General features: G+C 73.2%; 20 protein-coding genes. 8 read left to right on the forward strand and 12 right to left on the reverse strand.

The window, feature by feature from the left end:
- The first annotated feature begins 63 nt into the window (after positions 1-63).
- The 3 genes from LZG04_RS40645 (at position 64) to LZG04_RS40655 (ending at position 1,854) form a co-directional block, all read left to right on the forward strand.
- Complete coding sequence (locus LZG04_RS40645) at positions 64-621, forward strand: ABATE domain-containing protein (protein WP_233827293.1); 558 nt, start codon at positions 64-66, stop codon at positions 619-621.
- A 74-nt stretch (positions 622-695) separates the two neighbouring features.
- Positions 696-1,301, forward strand: coding sequence for a TetR/AcrR family transcriptional regulator (locus tag LZG04_RS40650; RefSeq protein WP_233827294.1), 606 nt, complete (start codon positions 696-698; stop codon positions 1,299-1,301).
- A 1-nt stretch (position 1,302) separates the two neighbouring features.
- Positions 1,303-1,854, forward strand: coding sequence for a carboxymuconolactone decarboxylase family protein (locus LZG04_RS40655; protein ID WP_233827295.1), 552 nt, complete (start codon positions 1,303-1,305; stop codon positions 1,852-1,854).
- A gap of 111 nt (positions 1,855-1,965) precedes the next feature.
- Here LZG04_RS40655 and LZG04_RS40660 read toward each other — a convergent pair whose 3' ends face one another.
- From LZG04_RS40660 to LZG04_RS40685, 7 genes are all read right to left on the reverse strand, one after another.
- Positions 1,966-2,415, reverse strand: coding sequence for an RICIN domain-containing protein (locus LZG04_RS40660; protein WP_233827296.1), 450 nt, complete (start codon positions 2,413-2,415; stop codon positions 1,966-1,968).
- A 137-nt stretch (positions 2,416-2,552) separates the two neighbouring features.
- Complete coding sequence (locus LZG04_RS40665) at positions 2,553-2,699, reverse strand: hypothetical protein (RefSeq protein ID WP_233827297.1); 147 nt, start codon at positions 2,697-2,699, stop codon at positions 2,553-2,555.
- 107 nt (positions 2,700-2,806) lie between these two features.
- Complete coding sequence (locus LZG04_RS40670) at positions 2,807-3,703, reverse strand: glycosyltransferase (protein ID WP_233827298.1); 897 nt, start codon at positions 3,701-3,703, stop codon at positions 2,807-2,809.
- Positions 3,704-3,852: 149 nt separating this feature from the next.
- Entirely contained in the window at positions 3,853-4,464 is a 612-nt protein-coding gene (locus LZG04_RS40675; protein WP_233827299.1) for an LmbU family transcriptional regulator, read from the reverse strand.
- Between the two features lie 27 nt (positions 4,465-4,491).
- Positions 4,492-4,890, reverse strand: coding sequence for an SsgA family sporulation/cell division regulator (locus tag LZG04_RS40680; RefSeq protein WP_233827300.1), 399 nt, complete (start codon positions 4,888-4,890; stop codon positions 4,492-4,494).
- A 64-nt stretch (positions 4,891-4,954) separates the two neighbouring features.
- Positions 4,955-5,080, reverse strand: coding sequence for a hypothetical protein (locus LZG04_RS42270; protein ID WP_267939041.1), 126 nt, complete (start codon positions 5,078-5,080; stop codon positions 4,955-4,957).
- Positions 5,068-5,265: a hypothetical protein gene (locus tag LZG04_RS40685; RefSeq protein ID WP_233827301.1), complete on the reverse strand. Its 198-nt coding sequence runs from the start codon at positions 5,263-5,265 to the stop codon at positions 5,068-5,070. Before LZG04_RS40685 ends, LZG04_RS42270 begins: the two co-directional genes overlap by 13 nt.
- 431 nt (positions 5,266-5,696) lie before the next feature.
- On the opposite strand from LZG04_RS40685, the gene LZG04_RS40690 reads away from it, so the two are divergent.
- Positions 5,697-6,938, forward strand: a complete 1,242-nt coding sequence (locus LZG04_RS40690; RefSeq protein ID WP_233827302.1) for a cytochrome P450 — start codon at positions 5,697-5,699, stop codon at positions 6,936-6,938.
- Between the two features lie 13 nt (positions 6,939-6,951).
- Here LZG04_RS40690 and LZG04_RS40695 read toward each other — a convergent pair whose 3' ends face one another.
- Positions 6,952-9,318 carry a LuxR C-terminal-related transcriptional regulator gene (locus LZG04_RS40695; RefSeq protein WP_233827303.1) on the reverse strand — a complete coding sequence of 789 codons (2,367 nt, stop codon included), beginning with the start codon at positions 9,316-9,318 and terminating at the stop codon, positions 6,952-6,954.
- A 353-nt stretch (positions 9,319-9,671) separates the two neighbouring features.
- Between LZG04_RS40695 and LZG04_RS40700 the strand changes: the two genes are divergently transcribed.
- Positions 9,672-10,265 carry a class I SAM-dependent methyltransferase gene (locus LZG04_RS40700; protein ID WP_233827304.1) on the forward strand — a complete coding sequence of 198 codons (594 nt, stop codon included), beginning with the start codon at positions 9,672-9,674 and terminating at the stop codon, positions 10,263-10,265.
- Between the two features lie 75 nt (positions 10,266-10,340).
- Here LZG04_RS40700 and LZG04_RS40705 read toward each other — a convergent pair whose 3' ends face one another.
- From LZG04_RS40705 to LZG04_RS40715, 3 genes are read right to left on the reverse strand one after another with little or no spacing between them, the layout of a single operon-like run.
- Entirely contained in the window at positions 10,341-11,333 is a 993-nt protein-coding gene (locus LZG04_RS40705; protein WP_233827305.1) for a sporulation protein, read from the reverse strand.
- 25 nt (positions 11,334-11,358) lie between these two features.
- Positions 11,359-12,405: a hemolysin family protein gene (locus LZG04_RS40710; protein ID WP_233827306.1), complete on the reverse strand. Its 1,047-nt coding sequence runs from the start codon at positions 12,403-12,405 to the stop codon at positions 11,359-11,361.
- Positions 12,402-13,715, reverse strand: a complete 1,314-nt coding sequence (locus LZG04_RS40715) for a hemolysin family protein (RefSeq protein WP_233827307.1) — start codon at positions 13,713-13,715, stop codon at positions 12,402-12,404. The genes LZG04_RS40710 and LZG04_RS40715 overlap by 4 nt, the downstream gene beginning before the upstream one ends.
- A gap of 149 nt (positions 13,716-13,864) precedes the next feature.
- On the opposite strand from LZG04_RS40715, the gene LZG04_RS40720 reads away from it, so the two are divergent.
- Positions 13,865-14,263, forward strand: coding sequence for a MerR family transcriptional regulator (locus LZG04_RS40720; RefSeq protein ID WP_233827308.1), 399 nt, complete (start codon positions 13,865-13,867; stop codon positions 14,261-14,263).
- Positions 14,264-14,276: 13 nt separating this feature from the next.
- On the opposite strand, the gene LZG04_RS42910 is transcribed toward LZG04_RS40720, so the two are convergent.
- Positions 14,277-14,786, reverse strand: a complete 510-nt coding sequence (locus LZG04_RS42910; RefSeq protein ID WP_233827309.1) for a hypothetical protein — start codon at positions 14,784-14,786, stop codon at positions 14,277-14,279.
- A gap of 266 nt (positions 14,787-15,052) precedes the next feature.
- Between LZG04_RS42910 and LZG04_RS40730 the strand changes: the two genes are divergently transcribed.
- Both LZG04_RS40730 and LZG04_RS40735 read left to right on the forward strand, forming a co-directional pair.
- The gene (locus LZG04_RS40730) at positions 15,053-15,685 is read left to right on the forward strand and encodes a TetR/AcrR family transcriptional regulator (RefSeq protein WP_374202993.1); all 633 of its coding nucleotides are present in this window, start codon (positions 15,053-15,055) and stop codon (positions 15,683-15,685) included.
- 88 nt (positions 15,686-15,773) lie between these two features.
- Positions 15,774-16,400: an FMN-dependent NADH-azoreductase gene (locus LZG04_RS40735; protein WP_233827310.1), complete on the forward strand. Its 627-nt coding sequence runs from the start codon at positions 15,774-15,776 to the stop codon at positions 16,398-16,400.
- The last annotated feature ends 156 nt before the right edge of the window (positions 16,401-16,556 follow it).

Genomic DNA, 16,556 nt, shown 5'->3' on the forward strand with positions numbered 1-16,556 from the left:
AAGATGCATTAGGTATAGCCGAGCTGACCTAATGGGTCAACACGGTCAAGTAGCATTAGGAGCGTGACCGACCCGCTGACCGGCGAGCACCTCGCCCTCGACCTCGTGAACACCCGACCGTCGACCGAGGACGGCCGGGTCGACCTGCTGGCCACCGCACGCCACCTGGCCGACTGGCTCGCCCGCCAACCCGCGCTCCGACCGGAGGCCGGCACACCGTCGGCGGCCGACCTCCCGCCGGTGCACGCGGTGCGCGAGCACGTCGACGCGGCCGTCCACGCGCTGCTGCGCGGCACCCGACCACCGAAGGCCGCCCTGCGCGGCCTGACCGAGGCGGCACGCGCCGCACCGGCCGTGCGCGAGCTGGACTGGGACGGCTCCGCCGTCACCGCGACGCCCCGACGTCCCGGCCGGCTGGGCGTCCGCCTGGCCGCCCGCCTGGCCGAGGCCGCCGCCGACCTGCTCACCGACCCCGCGATCGGCACGCTCCGGCAGTGCGAGGCCGACGACTGCGTGATGGTGTTCCTGCCGGCGCACCCCCGCCGGCGGTGGTGCTCGCCGACGCGGTGCGGCAACCGCGCCCGGGTCGCCCGCTACTACCAACGCCACAAAACGCCCTGATCACCCGCGACCGTTGCGGGATCCTCGACGCCGGAGCTATCTTGGAACGACCATTCCAAGTTAGCGAGGCGAACATGCCGGACGTGAAGCACTTCGACCCCGAGGCGGTGCTCGGCTCGGTGGAGGAGCTCTTCTGGCGGCGAGGTGCGTCGTCCACGGGCGTGCAGGACATCGTGACGGCGACCGGCGTCAACCGGTCCAGCCTGTACGCGACGTTCGGCGGCAAGCGGGAGCTCTACGTCGCGGCGCTGCGCCGTTACGCCGAGCGGCGCTCGGGCCCGGTCTTCGCGCGGCTGGCCGAGGACGACCGCGGGCTCCCGGCGATCGCGGACTTCTTCCGCGCGCTGATCGGGGCCCGCTGTTCCGGCGAGCACGCCCGGTGGGGGTGCATGGTCACCAACGCCCACGCCGGCCCGGAGCACGACGACCCGGACGTCCGAGCGGTCCTGCAGGAGCACCACGACCGGTTGCGCGCCGCGATGTGCGCGGCACTGGAACGCGCGCGGGCCACCGGCGGGCTGCGGCCCGGCATCGTGCCCGTGGCGTCGGCCGACGTGCTCGCCCTGCTCGCTTACGGGGTCAACGTGCGCTCGCGCGCGGGCGCGAGCCCGCAGGCGCTCGGCGAGACCGTGACCGCCGTGCTCGCCTCGCTGGCCACCCGACCCGAGGAGATCGGCTGACATGGCGCAGTTCACCGTGCACGACGAGACCACCGCGCCCGAGGCGGCCCGACCCCACCTGGAGGCGGGCCGGGCGCGACTGGGGTTCGTCAGCACCCTCAACGCCGTCATGGCGGAGTCCCCGGAACTCCTGGCGGGCTACAACGCCCTGGCCGAGCAGTTCACCAAGTCGTCGCTGCCGGCCAAGGCCAAGCAGGTCGTGCTGATCACCGCGAGCGTCGTCAACGGGTGCGAGTACTGCGTGGCCGCGCACTCCACGGTCGCGCTCAAGGCCGGCGTGGACGAGGAGACCGTGCGGGCGCTGCGCGCCGGCAAGCCGGTGACCGACGAGTCGCTGGAAGCCGTCCGCAAGTTCACCGAGCGCGTGGTCACCGACCGGGGCTGGGTGGACGAGGAGCAGGTCGAGTCGTTCCTGGCCGCCGGCCACACGCGCCGCCACGTGCTGGACGTCGTGCTCGGCGTGGGCATGAAGACGCTGTCGAACTACACCAACCACATCGCGCACACCCCGCTGGACCCGGCCTGGCAGGGGCAGGAGTGGCAGCGGCCCTGACTCGCGGGCGCACGGCGGGACCGGGCTCGGACCTCCGGTCCCGCCGGACTCGGCGACCACGACTGGGCCGGCCGCGACCGGGCCGGCGCGACACCCGCTTGCCGTGGGGCGTCACCACATCCACTGCTGGTCGCGGTCACCCGGCGCGCAGGGCTGCAGCACGACCGGTTGCCGCGTCGACGGCGCGGTCAGGCACTGGCCCGCGTACTCGGCGTTCTCGAGCAGGTGCGCGCCACCGCGCCGGGGGTGGTCGATCCACGACTGGCTCTGCGTGCCGATGCACTCCAGCAGCAGGACCCGCGCCGGCTCGTAGGCGATGAGGCAGCCCTCGGCCTGCCAGTTCGTCAGGGTCAGGTACTCGCCGCTGTCGCCGACGTGGAACCGCCACTCCTGCTCCGGCCCACCGGTCCGGGGCCTCACCACCACGGGCTCGCCCTTGGCGACGACCGTCAGCGCCGTCCCGGGCTTGCCCACGCTGCCGATCACCGCCTGCTCGGGCGCGGCGTGCGCGGTGGGGGTGATGAGCGACACCGCGGCCAGGACCGCCGACAAAGCTCGCATCGCCTCGTCCTCTCCGTGCGAGATGGGCGTCAGCCCATTACCTCACACGGCGGCGTTCCCGAACGGGCGGTCGTGGCGCACCCCTTGGTGAATTACCAGTCACCCACGGCATCGCCGGACCGCGGCGACGCCGGAATTCACCCGACGGAGCGTTCCGCGCGGTCGGGGGACGGGCCGGGGCCGGGTTGCGGCCGGTCGACCACCTCGGTGGACCGCGTCCAGTCAGCGCCCAGCCTGGTCCGCCGGGGGTTGGCGACGGCCCGTGCGGTTTCTACCTCGTGCATTCACGCCTCCACGTCACTCACTCACGCCTTTCCATGATTGCCCGTGTCGGATACCGGGAAACGATGAGGTGCGTCACGCCGAGCACGAACGCAACCGCGGGGTCGCGTCACACCGAGTGCAGCCGGGCGCGCAATTCCGCCAGCGAGCGGTCGAGCAGGTCCGCCTCGAACTCGCGCGGGTCGTGCTCGCCCGGCCGGTACCCGGCCATCAGCCGGTGCGCCGACTCGAACCACTCCCCCAATGACGGCACCGCGTCGCGCGCGACCCGCCCGCGTTCGACGGCGTGGGCCACCAAGAGCTCGAACTCCTGGGCCATCAGCTCCGGCTTCGGCCGCTGGGGGTTCGTCCAGTCGTCCGCCAGGACGGGCCGCAGCCGCACGGCGTGCTCGTTCCAGTGCAGCAGCAGGGCGAGGTCGGAGGTGAACCCCTCGGGCAGCACGTCCGGCCACAGCTCGCGCACGGCCGCCCGCTGCCCCGACCACGGCGTCGAGCCGACCTTCGGCAGCAGCTCCGGTAGCAACGCGCCCGCCAGCGGCGCGAAGAACCCGCACAGCCACAGCTGCGGGTAGAGCGGCCGCCAGTAGAGGTCCGTCACGGTCGCGTCCGCGATCCCGTCCAGGATCGGCCCCACCAGCAGGGGCACCAGCGGCGGGTCGCCGAAGTACCGCACGTCGCCGTCCACCAGGCAGATGACGTCGCCGTCGGCGGCCTTCACCCCGGCGACGACCGCCGCGCCCTTGCCGATGCCCGCCTCCACGACGAGCGCCCCCGCCGAGCGCGCCACCTCAGCCGTCCGATCGGTGCACCCGCTGGCGCTCACCACCACCTGGCCGGGCACGCCGAGCGCCGCGAGGCCGCGCGCCGACTCCGAGACGACCTCGGCGATCGTCGCCTCCTCGTCGTGGGCGGGGACCACGACGCTCACCGCGGCGGTCCGGCGGCGCACGGTCCGCTCGGCGACCAGCTCGATGCCCAACGCCGGATCGATCGGCGGCAAAGCCACGTCAACCACCCTTCCCGCACCCACCGCAAGACCGTCCACAGTGGACCGACGGACGGCACCGCACGCCGTGCCGGGCGCCTCGACGAACCACCCTAGCGACCGACCGCCACGGCAGCCGCCGGTGGTCGCCGGGGGCGGGACGGGTGGCGTCAGCCGTTCACGCCCAGGACGTCGGTGGCGAACCGGTCCCGGTGCTCGCCCGCCCCCGGGGTCGTCTCGGCCGCGCGGTCGAGCGACCGCACGATCCACACCTCCAGCTCGGCGTTGGTCCGGGACGCCGCGTGCCGCCACCGCTGCACGCTCTCGTTGGTCACGCTCACCTTGGGCAGCACCACCCACCCGGCGTCGTCCCGCTTGCTCCCCCGCAGGGCCGCGCGCAGCGCGTTGCGCGACCAACCACCCCGTTGCGCCGCGTCCAACCACCGGTCCTGCTCCTGCGGCGGCAGCGCCGCCACCTCCGCGTGGTGCTGGAAGCTCAGCTCCACCCGTCGCCGCGGGTAGGGGAAGCCGCGCGCCACCCGGGCGTAGTTGCGCAGCGTCTGGTACTCCAGGCCCAGTTCCGCCACCGACTGCTGGTAGCGCCCCTCGTACCGGTCCTGGCCGAACACCAGCCAGTCGCCCAGGTACCAGGCGGAGGAGTTCACCACCCGCGCGATCTGCCGCCCGGCCCGCTCCCAGTGCTCGAACGTGACCCGCTCGGCGAAGCTCAACCCGACCGGCGTGGCGACGACCTCGCGTTCCACCGACTCCCTCTCGTTCACGGAAACCACTCCCCCTGATGACCCCGGTCAGCCCAACAGCGCTTCGGCGTCGAAGTCGACCCGCTCCCGACCGAGCGGGACGAGCGCGCAGGTGGCCTCGAGGAACCGGGCCACCGCGTCGGTGACCAGGACCACCTCGCTCCACCCCGGCCACTGGTCGCGCGTGACCTTCCTGATCTTGATGTTGCGCCGGTTGATCCGGGTGACGACCACGTCCAGCACCCCGGCCTCGCCGCCGTCCCGCTCGCACGCGACGCCCGCCGCGAGCAGGTCGCGCGCGAAGACCCACTCGACCCACCGCCGGACGGTCCAGTCCCGTACGTGCACGGCGACCGCGCAGGGGTCGGCCGGGTCGTAGGCCAGGCGCACCGCGACGCCGGTCAGGCCCATCGCGCCCGTCGTGTCGGTGATGATCGGTCTCGGCACAGCGGTCGTCCTCACTCGTCTGCGGTCGATGCGGCACGGCACGCCCCTCGAGTGCCCCGCCGCCTCAGGTCTGAGGGGTGTCGCCCGCCGCGACGGGCTCCGGCGACCGGATGCCCAGCAGGCCCAGCCGGTGCTCCAGCGAGAAGCACAGGCCCTGGGCGCGCTGGTGGAAGTCCGTCAGCCCCGGCACGAGCCGGTCGATCGCGGCGAAGTGCTCCCGCAGCCGCCGCGCGTCCTCGACCTGGTGCGGGAACCGTGCCGCCGCACCAGCGTGACGATGATCGACAAGGACCGGAGCAAGGCGGGCGCGGCCTGGTCGAGGACCTCCAGCAGGCGCTGGAGCTCCTCGACCGGGTTTTCCTCGTTCCCGTCCACCCTCGCCCCTCGTTCGTGCCGCGGTGGTCCGGGTGCGCGGTCGAACGCCCGCGCCTCGGTCCCTCCCCCTCGACCAGCATCCCGGTCGGGGGCGGCTCGGGCATCGTGGTGATCACGGAGATCGACCGAGAGACCGCATCGGCGCGGAAAGCACGGAGCCGCCCGGTTCACCGTCGGCACCCGCGCGATCACGTGCGGCACCCGCCGGAGGCCGATCGGACGACGCCCGCTGGGCCCACCGGCGCAGGCACGGCCCGACCACCGATGCCCTGGCGGTGCGAGCCCGGGTGACCGCGGCACCGGACGCCACCGCGGCCGCCGGGGCGGCGGTCTCCGTGTCAGTACGGATGTGCGGCGGCCGCGCGGCACGGGATCATCCGGCAGACCACACCGACGCTCGGCCCGCCGAGATCCAGGGAGCGCCGCAGACCATGACCACCACCCGGCACGAGAACCTCGAGCACGCGTTGCTGCTCGGCGGCGAGCTGCACGGCTACCGGCACCACGAGGTCGAGGACGCCGCGCGCCGGGCCGGACCGGCGCACCTGGCGGTGCAGCCGAACGGGGTGCGGGTCCACGTCGCCACCCTCGGGCTGGAGGCCGCGCGCGGCCTGCTGGCCGACGAGCGGTTGTCCAAGGACGCCCTCGGCGTGGCCGGCGCGATGCGGCAGCACATGGTCGAGGCGGGCGTGGAGCCGAACGTCTCGGCGATCATCGGCGGCAGCATGATCAACGCCGACCCGCCGGACCACGCCCGGCTGCGCCGCCCGGTCGCCGCGACGCTGACCCCGCGGCGGGTCGAGGCGCTGCGCGACAAGGTCACCGCGATCACCCGCGAGCTGCTCGACGGGCTGGACCCGGACGGGCCGGCCGACGTGGTGGCGGGACTCGCGCTGCCGCTGCCGCTGACCGTGATCTGCGAGCTGCTCGGCGTGCCGGGCCAGGACCAGGCGATGCTGGCGGCTTGGTCCTCGGCGATGATGACCGAGGTGCCCGAGCAGCAGCAGCCCGCGTCCGAGGCGATGGTCGGCTACCTGGCCGCGCTGATCGACGAGAAGCGGGCCAGGCCGGACGACGCGCTGCTGTCCGCGCTGGTGCACGTGGACGTGGAGGGCGACCGGCTCGCCCCGGACGAGGTGCTGACCACCGCCGTGCTCATGATCGCCGCCGGCCACGAGACCACCACCGCGGGCATCGGCAACACCCTGGCCGCGCTGCTGCACACCGAGCAGTGGTCCGCCGCCGCCGCGAGCCCGGACGCCGTGCCGGACGTGGTGCGGGAGAGCCTGCGCTTCGACCCGCCCACCCGCAACATCCCGCACTACCTGGTGCGCGAGCCGATCGACCTCGGTGACCACGTGACGCTGCCGGCGGGCGCGTTGACGATGGTCAACCTCGGTTCGGCCAACCGCGACCCGGAGGCGTTCGGGCCCGACGCGCACCGGTTCGTGCCGTTCCGGCCGCGACCGGCCCGCTCCCACCTGACCTTCGGCAACGGCTGGCACCGGTGCGTGGGCAGCGCCCTGGCCACGATGGAGATCGAGATCGCGGTGCGCGAGACGCTGGTGCGCTGGCCGCGCGCCCGTCCGGCGGTCCCGGTCGACCGGCTGGTCCGCAACCCCCACGTGGTGATCAACGGGTTCGCCCGGCTCGACGTCGTGCTGGCCGGGTGACCGCGCGCCCTCCTCAACGCCGGGCGCGCGGACCGCTGAGGTAGGTCACGAGCTGCAACCGGTTGCGCACGCCCATCTTGTTCAGGATCGAGGACACGTGGGTCTCCACGGTCCGGGCGCCGATGTGCATCGCCTCGGCGATCTGCTTGTTGGTCAAGCCCTCCATCACGTGGCGCAGGACGGCGTCCTCGGTGGGGGTGAGGACCGGGTGGGGTGGCGTCGCGCCCGCCGCCCGGTCGCCGGCGGCATCACCGGGCGGTCGCGCGCCGGCGGGCCCGTCCAACGACGAGTCGATGTACTTGCCGTCCAGGACCAGCGCGAACGCGTCCTCGACCGTGCCGACCTGCACGGCGTACGCCTTGTCGTACTGCTCGCGGGTGAGGTGGCCCGCCACCGCCTGTTCCGCCAGCTCGCGCAGCACCGCGAACACGCGCAGCTTGCGGGAGAGCTGGATCCCGGTCGCCTGGTGCAGGCCGTCGGCCGCGCCGAGCAGCCGGGCCGCGGCGGTGGCGTAACGGCGTCCGCAGCGCGCCAGCGCCCAGGCCAGCACGGGCAGCGTGAACAGCGGCGTCCACCGGTCGCCGATCCGCTGCTGGCCGCGCACGCTGTCCAGCAGCACGCGCACCGCGGCGCGCGGGTCCTCGTCGAACCTGATCAACGACACCGCCTGGCACCACCGCGCCCACGCCATGCCCCACTCGGCGCGCAGCCGACGGCACTCGGCGAGGAAGTCCGCGGCGGCACGCCTGCCCTCCTCGGGCTCGCCCAGCAGCACCGAGCCCATGGTCAGCAGGATCTCGGTCAGGTGCGCGTCGACCAGCGCACCGGGCCCGTAGGACAGCCACCGGCGGTGCGACTCGCGCAGCAGGTCCATCCCGCCGCGGTCGCCGTCGATCAGCAGCGCCTGCGCGCCCTTGATGAATAGCAGCGCGGCGACCGGCTCGTCGGCGGGTGCCATCGCCTCGGCCTCGGCGATGCGGGCCAGCACCGCCTCCCGGCCGTCGCCCAGGCACAGCATCATCCAGGCGTCCAACGCGATCGCGCTGGCGCGCAGCATCGACGGGACCGCCGGCGCGACCCGCAACGCGCGGTTGAGCCACAACGACTGCTCGGGCAGCCGGCCGGAGTAGGTCCACCAGCGGGTGCGCGCCATGTCCACGGCCATCTGCAACGCCTCGGTGGCGGCCTCCGGGTCCTGGTGCAGCGCGCCGAGCGCGGCCCGGAGGTTGGGCATGTCGACCTCGACCGCGCGCAGCAGCTCGATCTCGTTCTCGCCGCGGAACCCGGCGGCGTGCCGCGCGGCCACCTGCCGGTAGTGGTCGCGGTGCCGGCGGCGGACGGCGTCGCCCGCGTCGGGCAACTGCTGGAGCCGCTGGGCGGCGAACTGCCGGACCGGCTCCAGCAGCTCGTAGCGGGCCCGGTCGGGGAACGGCACGACCAGCGACCGGTCGACCAGGCCCGCCAACGCCTCGGCGACCGCGTGCTCGGGCAGCCCCTCGCCCGCGCACACCCGCTCCGCGCCGGCGAGGTCGAACGAGCCGGTGAACACCGACACCGCCGCCAGCAGCAGCCGCTCGGTCGGCTCGCACACCTCGTAGCTGGGCCCGATGAGCTTGTTCAGGGTCTCCTGGTGCGGCGAGTTGTCCAGCCGGGCGGCGATGACCTCCGGCGACAGCGACCTCATCTGGCCCACCACCAGCTCGATGCCCAGCGGCAGGCCGCCGAACCGCCGCAGGATCTCCCGCACCGCGGGCCAGTTCTCCTCGGTCAGCTTCCACCCCGGCGCGCCCGTGCGAGCGCGCTGCACCAGCAGTTGGACGGCCTCGACCTTGAGGTTCAGCGGACCGTCCTCGGCGGGTAACTCCAGCGGCGGCACCATGACCAGCGCCTCGCCGTCGAGGGCGAGCAACGTCCGCGAGGTGGTCAGCACGCGCAGGTGCGGCGCGCCGCGCAGCAGCGTCGACACCAGGTCGCCCACCTCGTCCACGAGGTGCTCGCAGTTGTCGAGGATCAGCAGCATCCGGCGGTCGCGCAGGTAGGTCACCAACGACGCCCGCAGGTCGCGCGCGGACTGGCTGGGCACCCGCACGGCCGACATCAACGCCTGCTCCAGCAACGCGGTGTCGCCGGCGGGCACGCCGCGCAGCTCCACGAACCGCACGCCGTGCTCGTAGGCCGACTCCACCTGCCGGGCGTACTCCTTGGCGAGCCTCGTCTTGCCCACGCCCGGCCCGCCGGTCAGCGTGACCAGCCGGGAGCCGTCCGCGCCGCCCATCGCGCCCCTGAGGTCGGCCAGCAGCACGCGCCTGCCCACGAAGGCGTTGAAGGTGCCGAAGTGCCCGTCCTGGTCGATCGCGTCGGTTCGAAACGAGGTCCCCATGCCGAGCACCGTACGACACCCGGCGTGACGCCGCGTCACCGCTCTGACCAGGGCGTGCGACCGGCAGACCGGCGCACTTGATTAATAAAGGTAACGTACGACCCGAACTATCATCGAATCAATCATCGCCGTGGCGTGGCCGAATGCCGACTTCTTTCCGGAGTTGCCTTCGGCTGTGCCCGGAACCGGCATTCCGGTGTTTCCGGCTCGGCATGATGATCTCCTGGTGCGGTGACGCGGTCACGACCGTGGCGCCGTATTAAGCGCTGGGGCGCTGGCTGTTCCAGCGATCCGTGCCCGGCGGTGTGCGCGGTCAGGTGACCGGGGTGCGGTCGCCGGGCCAGGCTGGGGCCGTGACGAGTGACGCGCGGGAGTTCTGGGACGGGCAGGCGGCCACCTTCGACCAGGAGCCCGACCACGGGCTGCTGGACCCGGAGGTGCGACGGGCGTGGGCGGACCTGTTGCTGCCGCTCGTGCCGCCCGCCCCGGCGTCCGTTGTGGACCTGGGGTGCGGCACGGGCAGCCTGGCCGTGCTGCTGGCGCAGGCGGGCCACGCGGTGAGCGGGGTGGACTTGTCGGGGCGGATGGTGCGGGCCGCGCGGGAGAAGGCACGGGTCGCCGCCGTGCCGGTCGACTTCACGCGAGGTGACGCGGCCGACCCGCCGTGCGCGCCGGCCTCGTTCGACGTCGTGCTGGCCCGGCACGTGCTCTGGGCGTTGCCCGACCCCGGCGGCGCGTTGGCCAGGTGGGTGCGCCTGCTCAAGCCCGACGGCCGGCTGGTGCTGGTGGAAGGGCGCTGGTCGACCGGCGCGGGACTGCCCGCGGAGCGGGTGCGGGAGCTCGTCCTGGGTGTCCGCGAGCAGGCCGTGGTGCGACACCTGACCGACCCGGCGTTGTGGGGCCGGGCCGTCGAGGACGAGCGGTACCTGGTGGTCAGCCGGAGCTGAACGGCGGGCGGAGCACGGTGCTCCGCCCGCCGCGCCGGGGTCAGGCCCGCTCGGGGCCGTGGTCCGGGGACCTGGTCACTCGTCGAACGCCATGTCGTCGCCGCCGTCGTCCTCGAAGACCTCTTCGACGACCTCGCCGAGCACCATGCCGCCGACCACGCCGGCCGCGACGCCACCGACCACCGCGCCCATGCCCGGGCCGCGGTGGTGACCGTGGTGGCCGTGCTCGTCGTAGCCGTGGTGGCCGTAGCCGGGCCGGCCGTAACCGGGGGCGTGGCCGCCGAAGGCCGAGTGGCCGCCGCGCTCGGCGACCTGCGCCAGCCACTGGTTGATCGCGCCGACCCAGTCGGTGTTCACCGCGTCGTGGTGGGAGGCGTGGAAACGGCCGAAGGCGTCGGAGCCGGAGGAGAACATGCCGCCGCGCTTGTCGGCCTCCAGCACCACCACGAGCTCGTGCGGGTTGGTGACGAAGGTCAGCTCGACCTGGTTGATCCGACCCGCGAACTGGCCGGGCGGGAAGAACTCGATCTCCTGGTAGAAACCCAGCTCCTGGTGCACGCCGTGGATGCGGCCCGCCTCCACGTCGGCGCTGCGGAACTGGAACCCGAGCTGCCCGAACGCGTCGAGCACCCGGTCCTGCGACGGCAGCGGGCCGACCAGCAGCGGGTCCAGGTCGCCCTTGTCGGGCGCGCCGGAGATGACCAGCTCGGTGCGCACGCCGACGGTCATGCCGGGCAACGGCTGCCCGCCGACGGCGGTGATCGGGGTCTCCCACGGGATCGGGAACTGGAACGGCACCGACACCGGCTGGCCCGCCGGCACCCGCACGCCCTGGGCGACGACGACGCGCAGGAACTCCGACACTCCGGCGAACTCGTGGTCGCCGTGCTCGACCTCGACGCGCGTCACGAGCGACAGCACGATCTGGTCGATGTGGGCGTCGTTGCTGCCGCCTTGGATGCGGACCTGCCCGGTGATGACCTGGCCCGGGGTGGCGTGGGGCGAGTCGAGGACGGTGTCGACGGACGGTCCGCCGACGCCGAACGCGCTGAGCAACCGCTTGAACATCAGGTTCTTCCTCCGGGGTGGGTGTTCACGTGGTGCGGAGCAAAGTGTCGGTCTCGTCCTCGAAGTCGCCGATCAGCTCTTCGAGGAGGTCTTCCAGCGCGGCGATGCCGATCACGCGGTCCTCGGCGTCGGACACCAGCGCCAACTGGGCGCGTTCGGCGCGCATCGCGGTGACCGCGCTCGCGACCGGCATGGCGGCGGGCAGCGTCACGGTGCCGTTCATCAGCTCCCGCGCGTTCGCCTTGCGGTTCACCGCGGTCGCGCGCACGGCCTCGCGGATGTGCACCAGGCCGATGAACCGGCCGTGCACGTCCATCACCGGGAACCGGGACCGCCCCGACTCGCGGCTGCGCCGCTCGATCGCCACCGGGCTGCTGTGCTCGGACACGCTCAACGCGTCCTCGATCGGCACCATGACCTGCGCGAGCGTGGTGTTCTGCAGTTGCAGCATCCGGGTCAGCAACCGCTGCTGCCCCTCCGGGATCAGGCCGTGCTCGGCGGACTGCCGGACCAGCATCCGCAGGTCTTCGGGCCGGTGGGCCTGGGCCAGCTCGTCCTGCGGCTCGACCTTCATCGACCGCAGCAACGCGTTGGTCACGCCGTTGAGCCCGCTGAGGATCCAGCGGACGGAGTGCGCGAACGCCCGGAACGGCAGCGCGAGCAGCACCGCGGAGCGCTCGGGGTGGGAGATCGCCCACGACTTCGGGGCCATCTCGCCGACCACCATGTGCAGGAACACCACCAGCACCAGGCTCAGCGTGAACGCGACCGCGTAGGACACACCGGACGGCAGGCCGGTGGCCAGCAGCAGCGGGTCGATCAGGTCGGCCACCGCGGGCTTGGCCAGCGCGCCCAACCCGAGCGTGCACAGCGTGATGCCGAGCTGCGCGCCGGCCAGCATCAGCGACAGCTCGCGGATGCCCGCGACCGCGGCCCGGGCCGCGCGGCTGGTCTCGACGTCCTGCTCCAGCCGGTGCCGCTTGGCGGCGATGAGGGCGAACTCGGCGGCCACGAAGAACGCGTTGGCCACCAGCAGCACCAGGGAGATCAACAACGACCAGGTGGTGCTCATCGGGCGTCCTCCCGCTCGGCGACGGCCGCGGCGAGCACGACCGAGGACGGCACGTTGCGCGCGACCGCGGTCACCCGCACCGACGCGCCGTCCAGCTCGACCTCGTCACCCACCCGGGCGGTGCGGCCGAGCCGGCTCAGCACCAGCCCGGACACGGTGTCGTAGCTGTCGTGCTCGGGCAGCGCCACGCCGGTGGCGTCGGCGATCTCGTCCACCCGCATCCGTCCGGGCACCCGCCACACCCCCTCGCCCACCGGTTCGATCGAGGCCTCGTCCAGGTCGTCCTCGTCCCGGATCTCCCCCACCAGCTCCTCGGCCAGGTCCTCCAGCGAGACGACGCCGGCGAACCCGCCGAACTCGTCGACGACGCACGCCAGCTGCCGGCGCTCGGCGCGCAGCCGTTCCAGCACCGCGGGCAGCGGCAACGTGGTGGGCACGACCAACGCGGGCGAGGCGACCGCGCCGACCGGCGTGCCCGCGCGCAGGTCCGGCTCCACGGTCAACACCTCGGCCAACCCCACGACGCCACGCAGGTCGTCCAGGTCGTCACCGAAGACGGGGAACCGCGAGTGACCCGTGTCCAGCAGCTCCACCACGCGGGAAACGGGCTCGTCGGCGCGCACCGAGTGCACCACCACCCGCGGGGTCATGGCCTGCTCGGCGACCAGTTCGCGGAAGCCCAGGCCGCGTTCCAGCAGCCGGGACAGCTCGGCGTCGAGGTGCCCCTCGCCCCGCGCGTCGGTGACGATCTGGCGCAGGTCCTCCGGGGTCGCGCCCTGCGGCAGCTCCTCGACCGGCTCGATGCCGACCGCGCGCAGCAGCCGGTTGGCCGCGGCGTCGAACAGCCGGATCACCGGCCCGGCCACCTTGAGGTAGACCAGGGTGGACGCGCTCAGCGCCTTGGCCAGCGGCTCCGGCCGCGCGATGGCGAAGTTCTTGGGCAGCAGCTCGCCCAGCACCATCTGCACCACCGTGGCGAACACCAGGGCGGCGACCATCGACAGCGTCACCGACACCGCGGGCGGCACGCCCGTCAGCCCGAGCAGGTCGGCCAGTCCCGTGCCCAGCAGCGGTTCGGCGACGTAACCGGCGAGCAGCGCGGTCACCGTGATGCCGAACTGGGCCCCGGAGAGCATGAACGACAACTTCTGCGTCACCCGCAGGGCCCGCTCGGCGGCCTTGTCGCCGTCCTCGGCCATCTGCTGGAGCCGGCCCCGGTCCACCGCCATGTAGGCGAACTCCTGGGCCACGAAGTACCCCGTGGCCGCGGTGAGGGCCACGATCGCGAGCAAGCCGGTGATGATCAACACGGCGCGCCCGCCTCCAGCGGGAAGTCCTTGATCAGCCGGGTCCCACCCGGCCTACTACTACAACCGTCCACGTCGGCATCTTCAGGCATACTTCACGGTAGCACGTTGGACTGTATGGTTTACCGTGAGTACACGGAGGTGAAGCCGGCGTGACCGTCGTCCTGCTGAAGATCGGCGAACTCGCCGCCCGAGCCCAGGTCAGTCCTCGCACCGTCGACTACTACACCAGCCTCGGCCTGCTCACGCCCGCCAAGCGCACGGCCAGCAACTACCGCCTCTACGACCCCGCCGACGTCGAGCGCATCCACCTCGTCCAACGTCTGGAGGTCCAGGGAGTTCCCCTGGAGGAGATCGCCACCGCGCTGCGCAACCACCAGGTCGACCTGGCCGCCATCCTGGACCGCATCGACGAGGATCTGCGCACCCTCCAGACCGCGGCGGAGGCGGCCTCACCGGAAGTCCACGGCCTGCTGGCCGCCGTCGCCTCCCGGGTCCACTCGCTGATCACCGTGGCCCTCCAGATCCCACCGGACCTGACCATCCCCTGACCCCGCCCGTCGCTCAGCTCCCGTCGAGCAGTCGGCGCACGAGGGCTCGGTAGGCGTCCTTCACCGGCAGCTCGCGCTCCACGTGGACGTGCCGTCCGGTGGCGGTGACGTCGACCCCGCGGACGGGATCGCGACCGGACCGGTCGTGGTCGGCCCGCCACAGGCCGATGCCGCGGCGCTGCCAGGCGGGCAGCTCGTCGAAGTCGATCCCGTGCCCGGCCAACAGCTCGTGCTTGGCCGCGGTGCTCGTCCCCTCCAGTCGGCGGGTGGCCTGCTGCCGTGACGCGCCCGCCTTGCGCAGGGTCCAGTAGCACCAGCCGTTCACCGCGCAGCGGGTGGCGTCGGACTGCCGCCAGGACGCGTAGTCGACGACGTCGTCCACGCCGGCCCCGATCCAGATCCGGCTGTCGAAGTGCGCGGGCCGGCCGGCGGCGTGGGTGAACGCGGAGGACGCGATGCCCGCGGAGACGGACACGACCTTCTCCACGCCGCGCCCGAACATGGCGTGGCCCGGGTCGAGCACGACGGAGATCTCGTCGCTCCCGGTGTAGGCGTAGCGGGGCTTCCGAGGACTGCGCGTCGAACGGCTTGTCGAAGCCCTCCTCGGTGAGCCGCGTGAACCCGCGACCGTCCATCCGCAGAGCCCGCGCGGCGCGGTCACGAGTGGAACCGCTCCCCGCCACGGTGCCCGGCCTCGAAGTCGGCCCACCGCATCACCTGCCACACAGGCCCACCTCGGACACGCGGGTTTCGCCGTCGGCGCGGCCGACCGGACTACAGTCCGCCTCCATGACCGACATGGCCGCAGGTGGCGCGCCCCAGGACGTGGAGTTGGCGCGGTTGCGCGAGGGGGCGCCGAGGGAACGGGCCGATGCGGCGCGCAACCGGGCCAAGATCCTCGACGTGGCCGCGCGGTTGTTCGCCCGGGACGGGGTGGCCGGGGTGTCGATGGACCAGATCGCGGGCGCGGCCGGGGTCGGCAAGGGCACGTTGTTCCGCCGGTTCGGCGACAAGGCCGGGCTCGCGTCGGCCCTGCTGAACGCGCGCGAGGAGGACTTGCAGGGCGCGATCCTCAGCGGGCCGCCGCCGTTGGGGCCCGGCGCGCCGGCGGGTGAGCGGCTGGTCGCGTTCCTCACCGCCTACGCGGCGTTCCTGGAGGCGAACCTCGACCTGGTCCGGCTGTCGGAGACGGCCAGCCCCGGCGCGCGCTACCGGACCGGCGCGTACCGGTTCTGGCGGCTGCACGTGCGCATCCTGCTCGCCGAGGCACGGCCGGACCTCGACGCCGACTACTTCGCGCACGCGCTGCTCGCCCCGCTGGCCGCCGACCTGCGGCACGCGACCGGCGAGGAGTTCACGTCCGACCGGGTCGCCGCCGACATCGCCACCCTCGCCCGCCTGGTGCTCACCGGGCAGGGGTGATCCGCCGGCATAACCGGACCACAGTCCGCTACAGTGGCCACTAACCGGACCGCAGTCCGGTCACTGTGCCACGACGGAGGACTGGACCATGACGACCCTGCTGCACATCTCCGCGTCACCGAGGGGCGAGGCCTCGGAGTCGCTGTCGATCGCCCGCACGTTCCTCGACGCCTACCGGGCGAGCCACCCCGACCACCGGATCGAGACGTTCGACCTGTGGGACGGCACGCTGCCCCCCTTCGGCCCCGACGCCGCGGCGGCCAAGATGGCCGTGTTCGCGGGAGAACGGCCGACGGGTGCGCAGGCACGTGCCTGGGACGCCGCCATCAGCACGTTCGACCGCTTCGCCGCCGCCGACGCGTACCTGTTCAGCGTGCCCATGTGGAACGCGGGCGTGCCGTACGTGCTCAAGCAGCTCATCGACGTCGTGAGCCAGCCGGGCCGGGTGTTCGCCTTCGACCCCGAGCGCGGCTACACCGGCCTGCTCACCGGCCGCAAGGCAGCCGTCGTCTACACCAGCGCGGTGTACGGGGACGGCCGCGACCCGGCGTTCGGCGCGGACTTCCAGCGGCCGTTCCTCAACGGCTGGCTGCGCTGGGCCGGGATCACCGACCTCACCGAGATCGAGTTCCGGCCCAACCTGGCCACCCCGCACGCCGACGAACTGCGCCGGCAGGCGCACGAGAGCGCGGCGAAGGCGGCGGAGAGCTTCTGAGGACCGGCCTGGCGGGCGTCGGTCAGTGGTCCTGGCCGGCGCCCGCGGAGGGCACCGCCGTGAACGTCCGGGGCGTGGCCCACCCGCGTTCGGCGAACGCACCCAGCACCCGCCGCACCACCTCGTCATGCCGCTCCACCGGCACCAACGCGATCG

This window comes from Saccharothrix sp. S26, assembly GCF_021390395.1.
GTDB lineage: Bacteria > Actinomycetota > Actinomycetes > Mycobacteriales > Pseudonocardiaceae > Actinosynnema.

Bases quoted from the DNA above. Each gene is read 5' to 3' on its own strand.
- LZG04_RS40650 (WP_233827294.1), top strand. From the start codon at position 696: ATGCCGGACGTGAAGCACTTCGACCCCGAGGCGGTGCTCGGCTCGGTG.
- LZG04_RS40655 (WP_233827295.1), top strand. From the start codon at position 1,303: ATGGCGCAGTTCACCGTGCACGACGAGACCACCGCGCCCGAGGCGGCC.
- LZG04_RS40660 (WP_233827296.1), bottom strand. From the start codon at position 2,415: ATGCGAGCTTTGTCGGCGGTCCTGGCCGCGGTGTCGCTCATCACCCCC.
- LZG04_RS40665 (WP_233827297.1), bottom strand. From the start codon at position 2,699: ATGCACGAGGTAGAAACCGCACGGGCCGTCGCCAACCCCCGGCGGACC.
- LZG04_RS40690 (WP_233827302.1), top strand. From the start codon at position 5,697: ATGACCACCACCCGGCACGAGAACCTCGAGCACGCGTTGCTGCTCGGC.
- LZG04_RS40695 (WP_233827303.1), bottom strand. From the start codon at position 9,318: ATGGGGACCTCGTTTCGAACCGACGCGATCGACCAGGACGGGCACTTC.
- LZG04_RS40705 (WP_233827305.1), bottom strand. From the start codon at position 11,333: ATGTTCAAGCGGTTGCTCAGCGCGTTCGGCGTCGGCGGACCGTCCGTC.
- LZG04_RS40710 (WP_233827306.1), bottom strand. From the start codon at position 12,405: ATGAGCACCACCTGGTCGTTGTTGATCTCCCTGGTGCTGCTGGTGGCC.
- LZG04_RS40730 (WP_374202993.1), top strand. From the start codon at position 15,053: ATGACCGACATGGCCGCAGGTGGCGCGCCCCAGGACGTGGAGTTGGCG.
- LZG04_RS40735 (WP_233827310.1), top strand. From the start codon at position 15,774: ATGACGACCCTGCTGCACATCTCCGCGTCACCGAGGGGCGAGGCCTCG.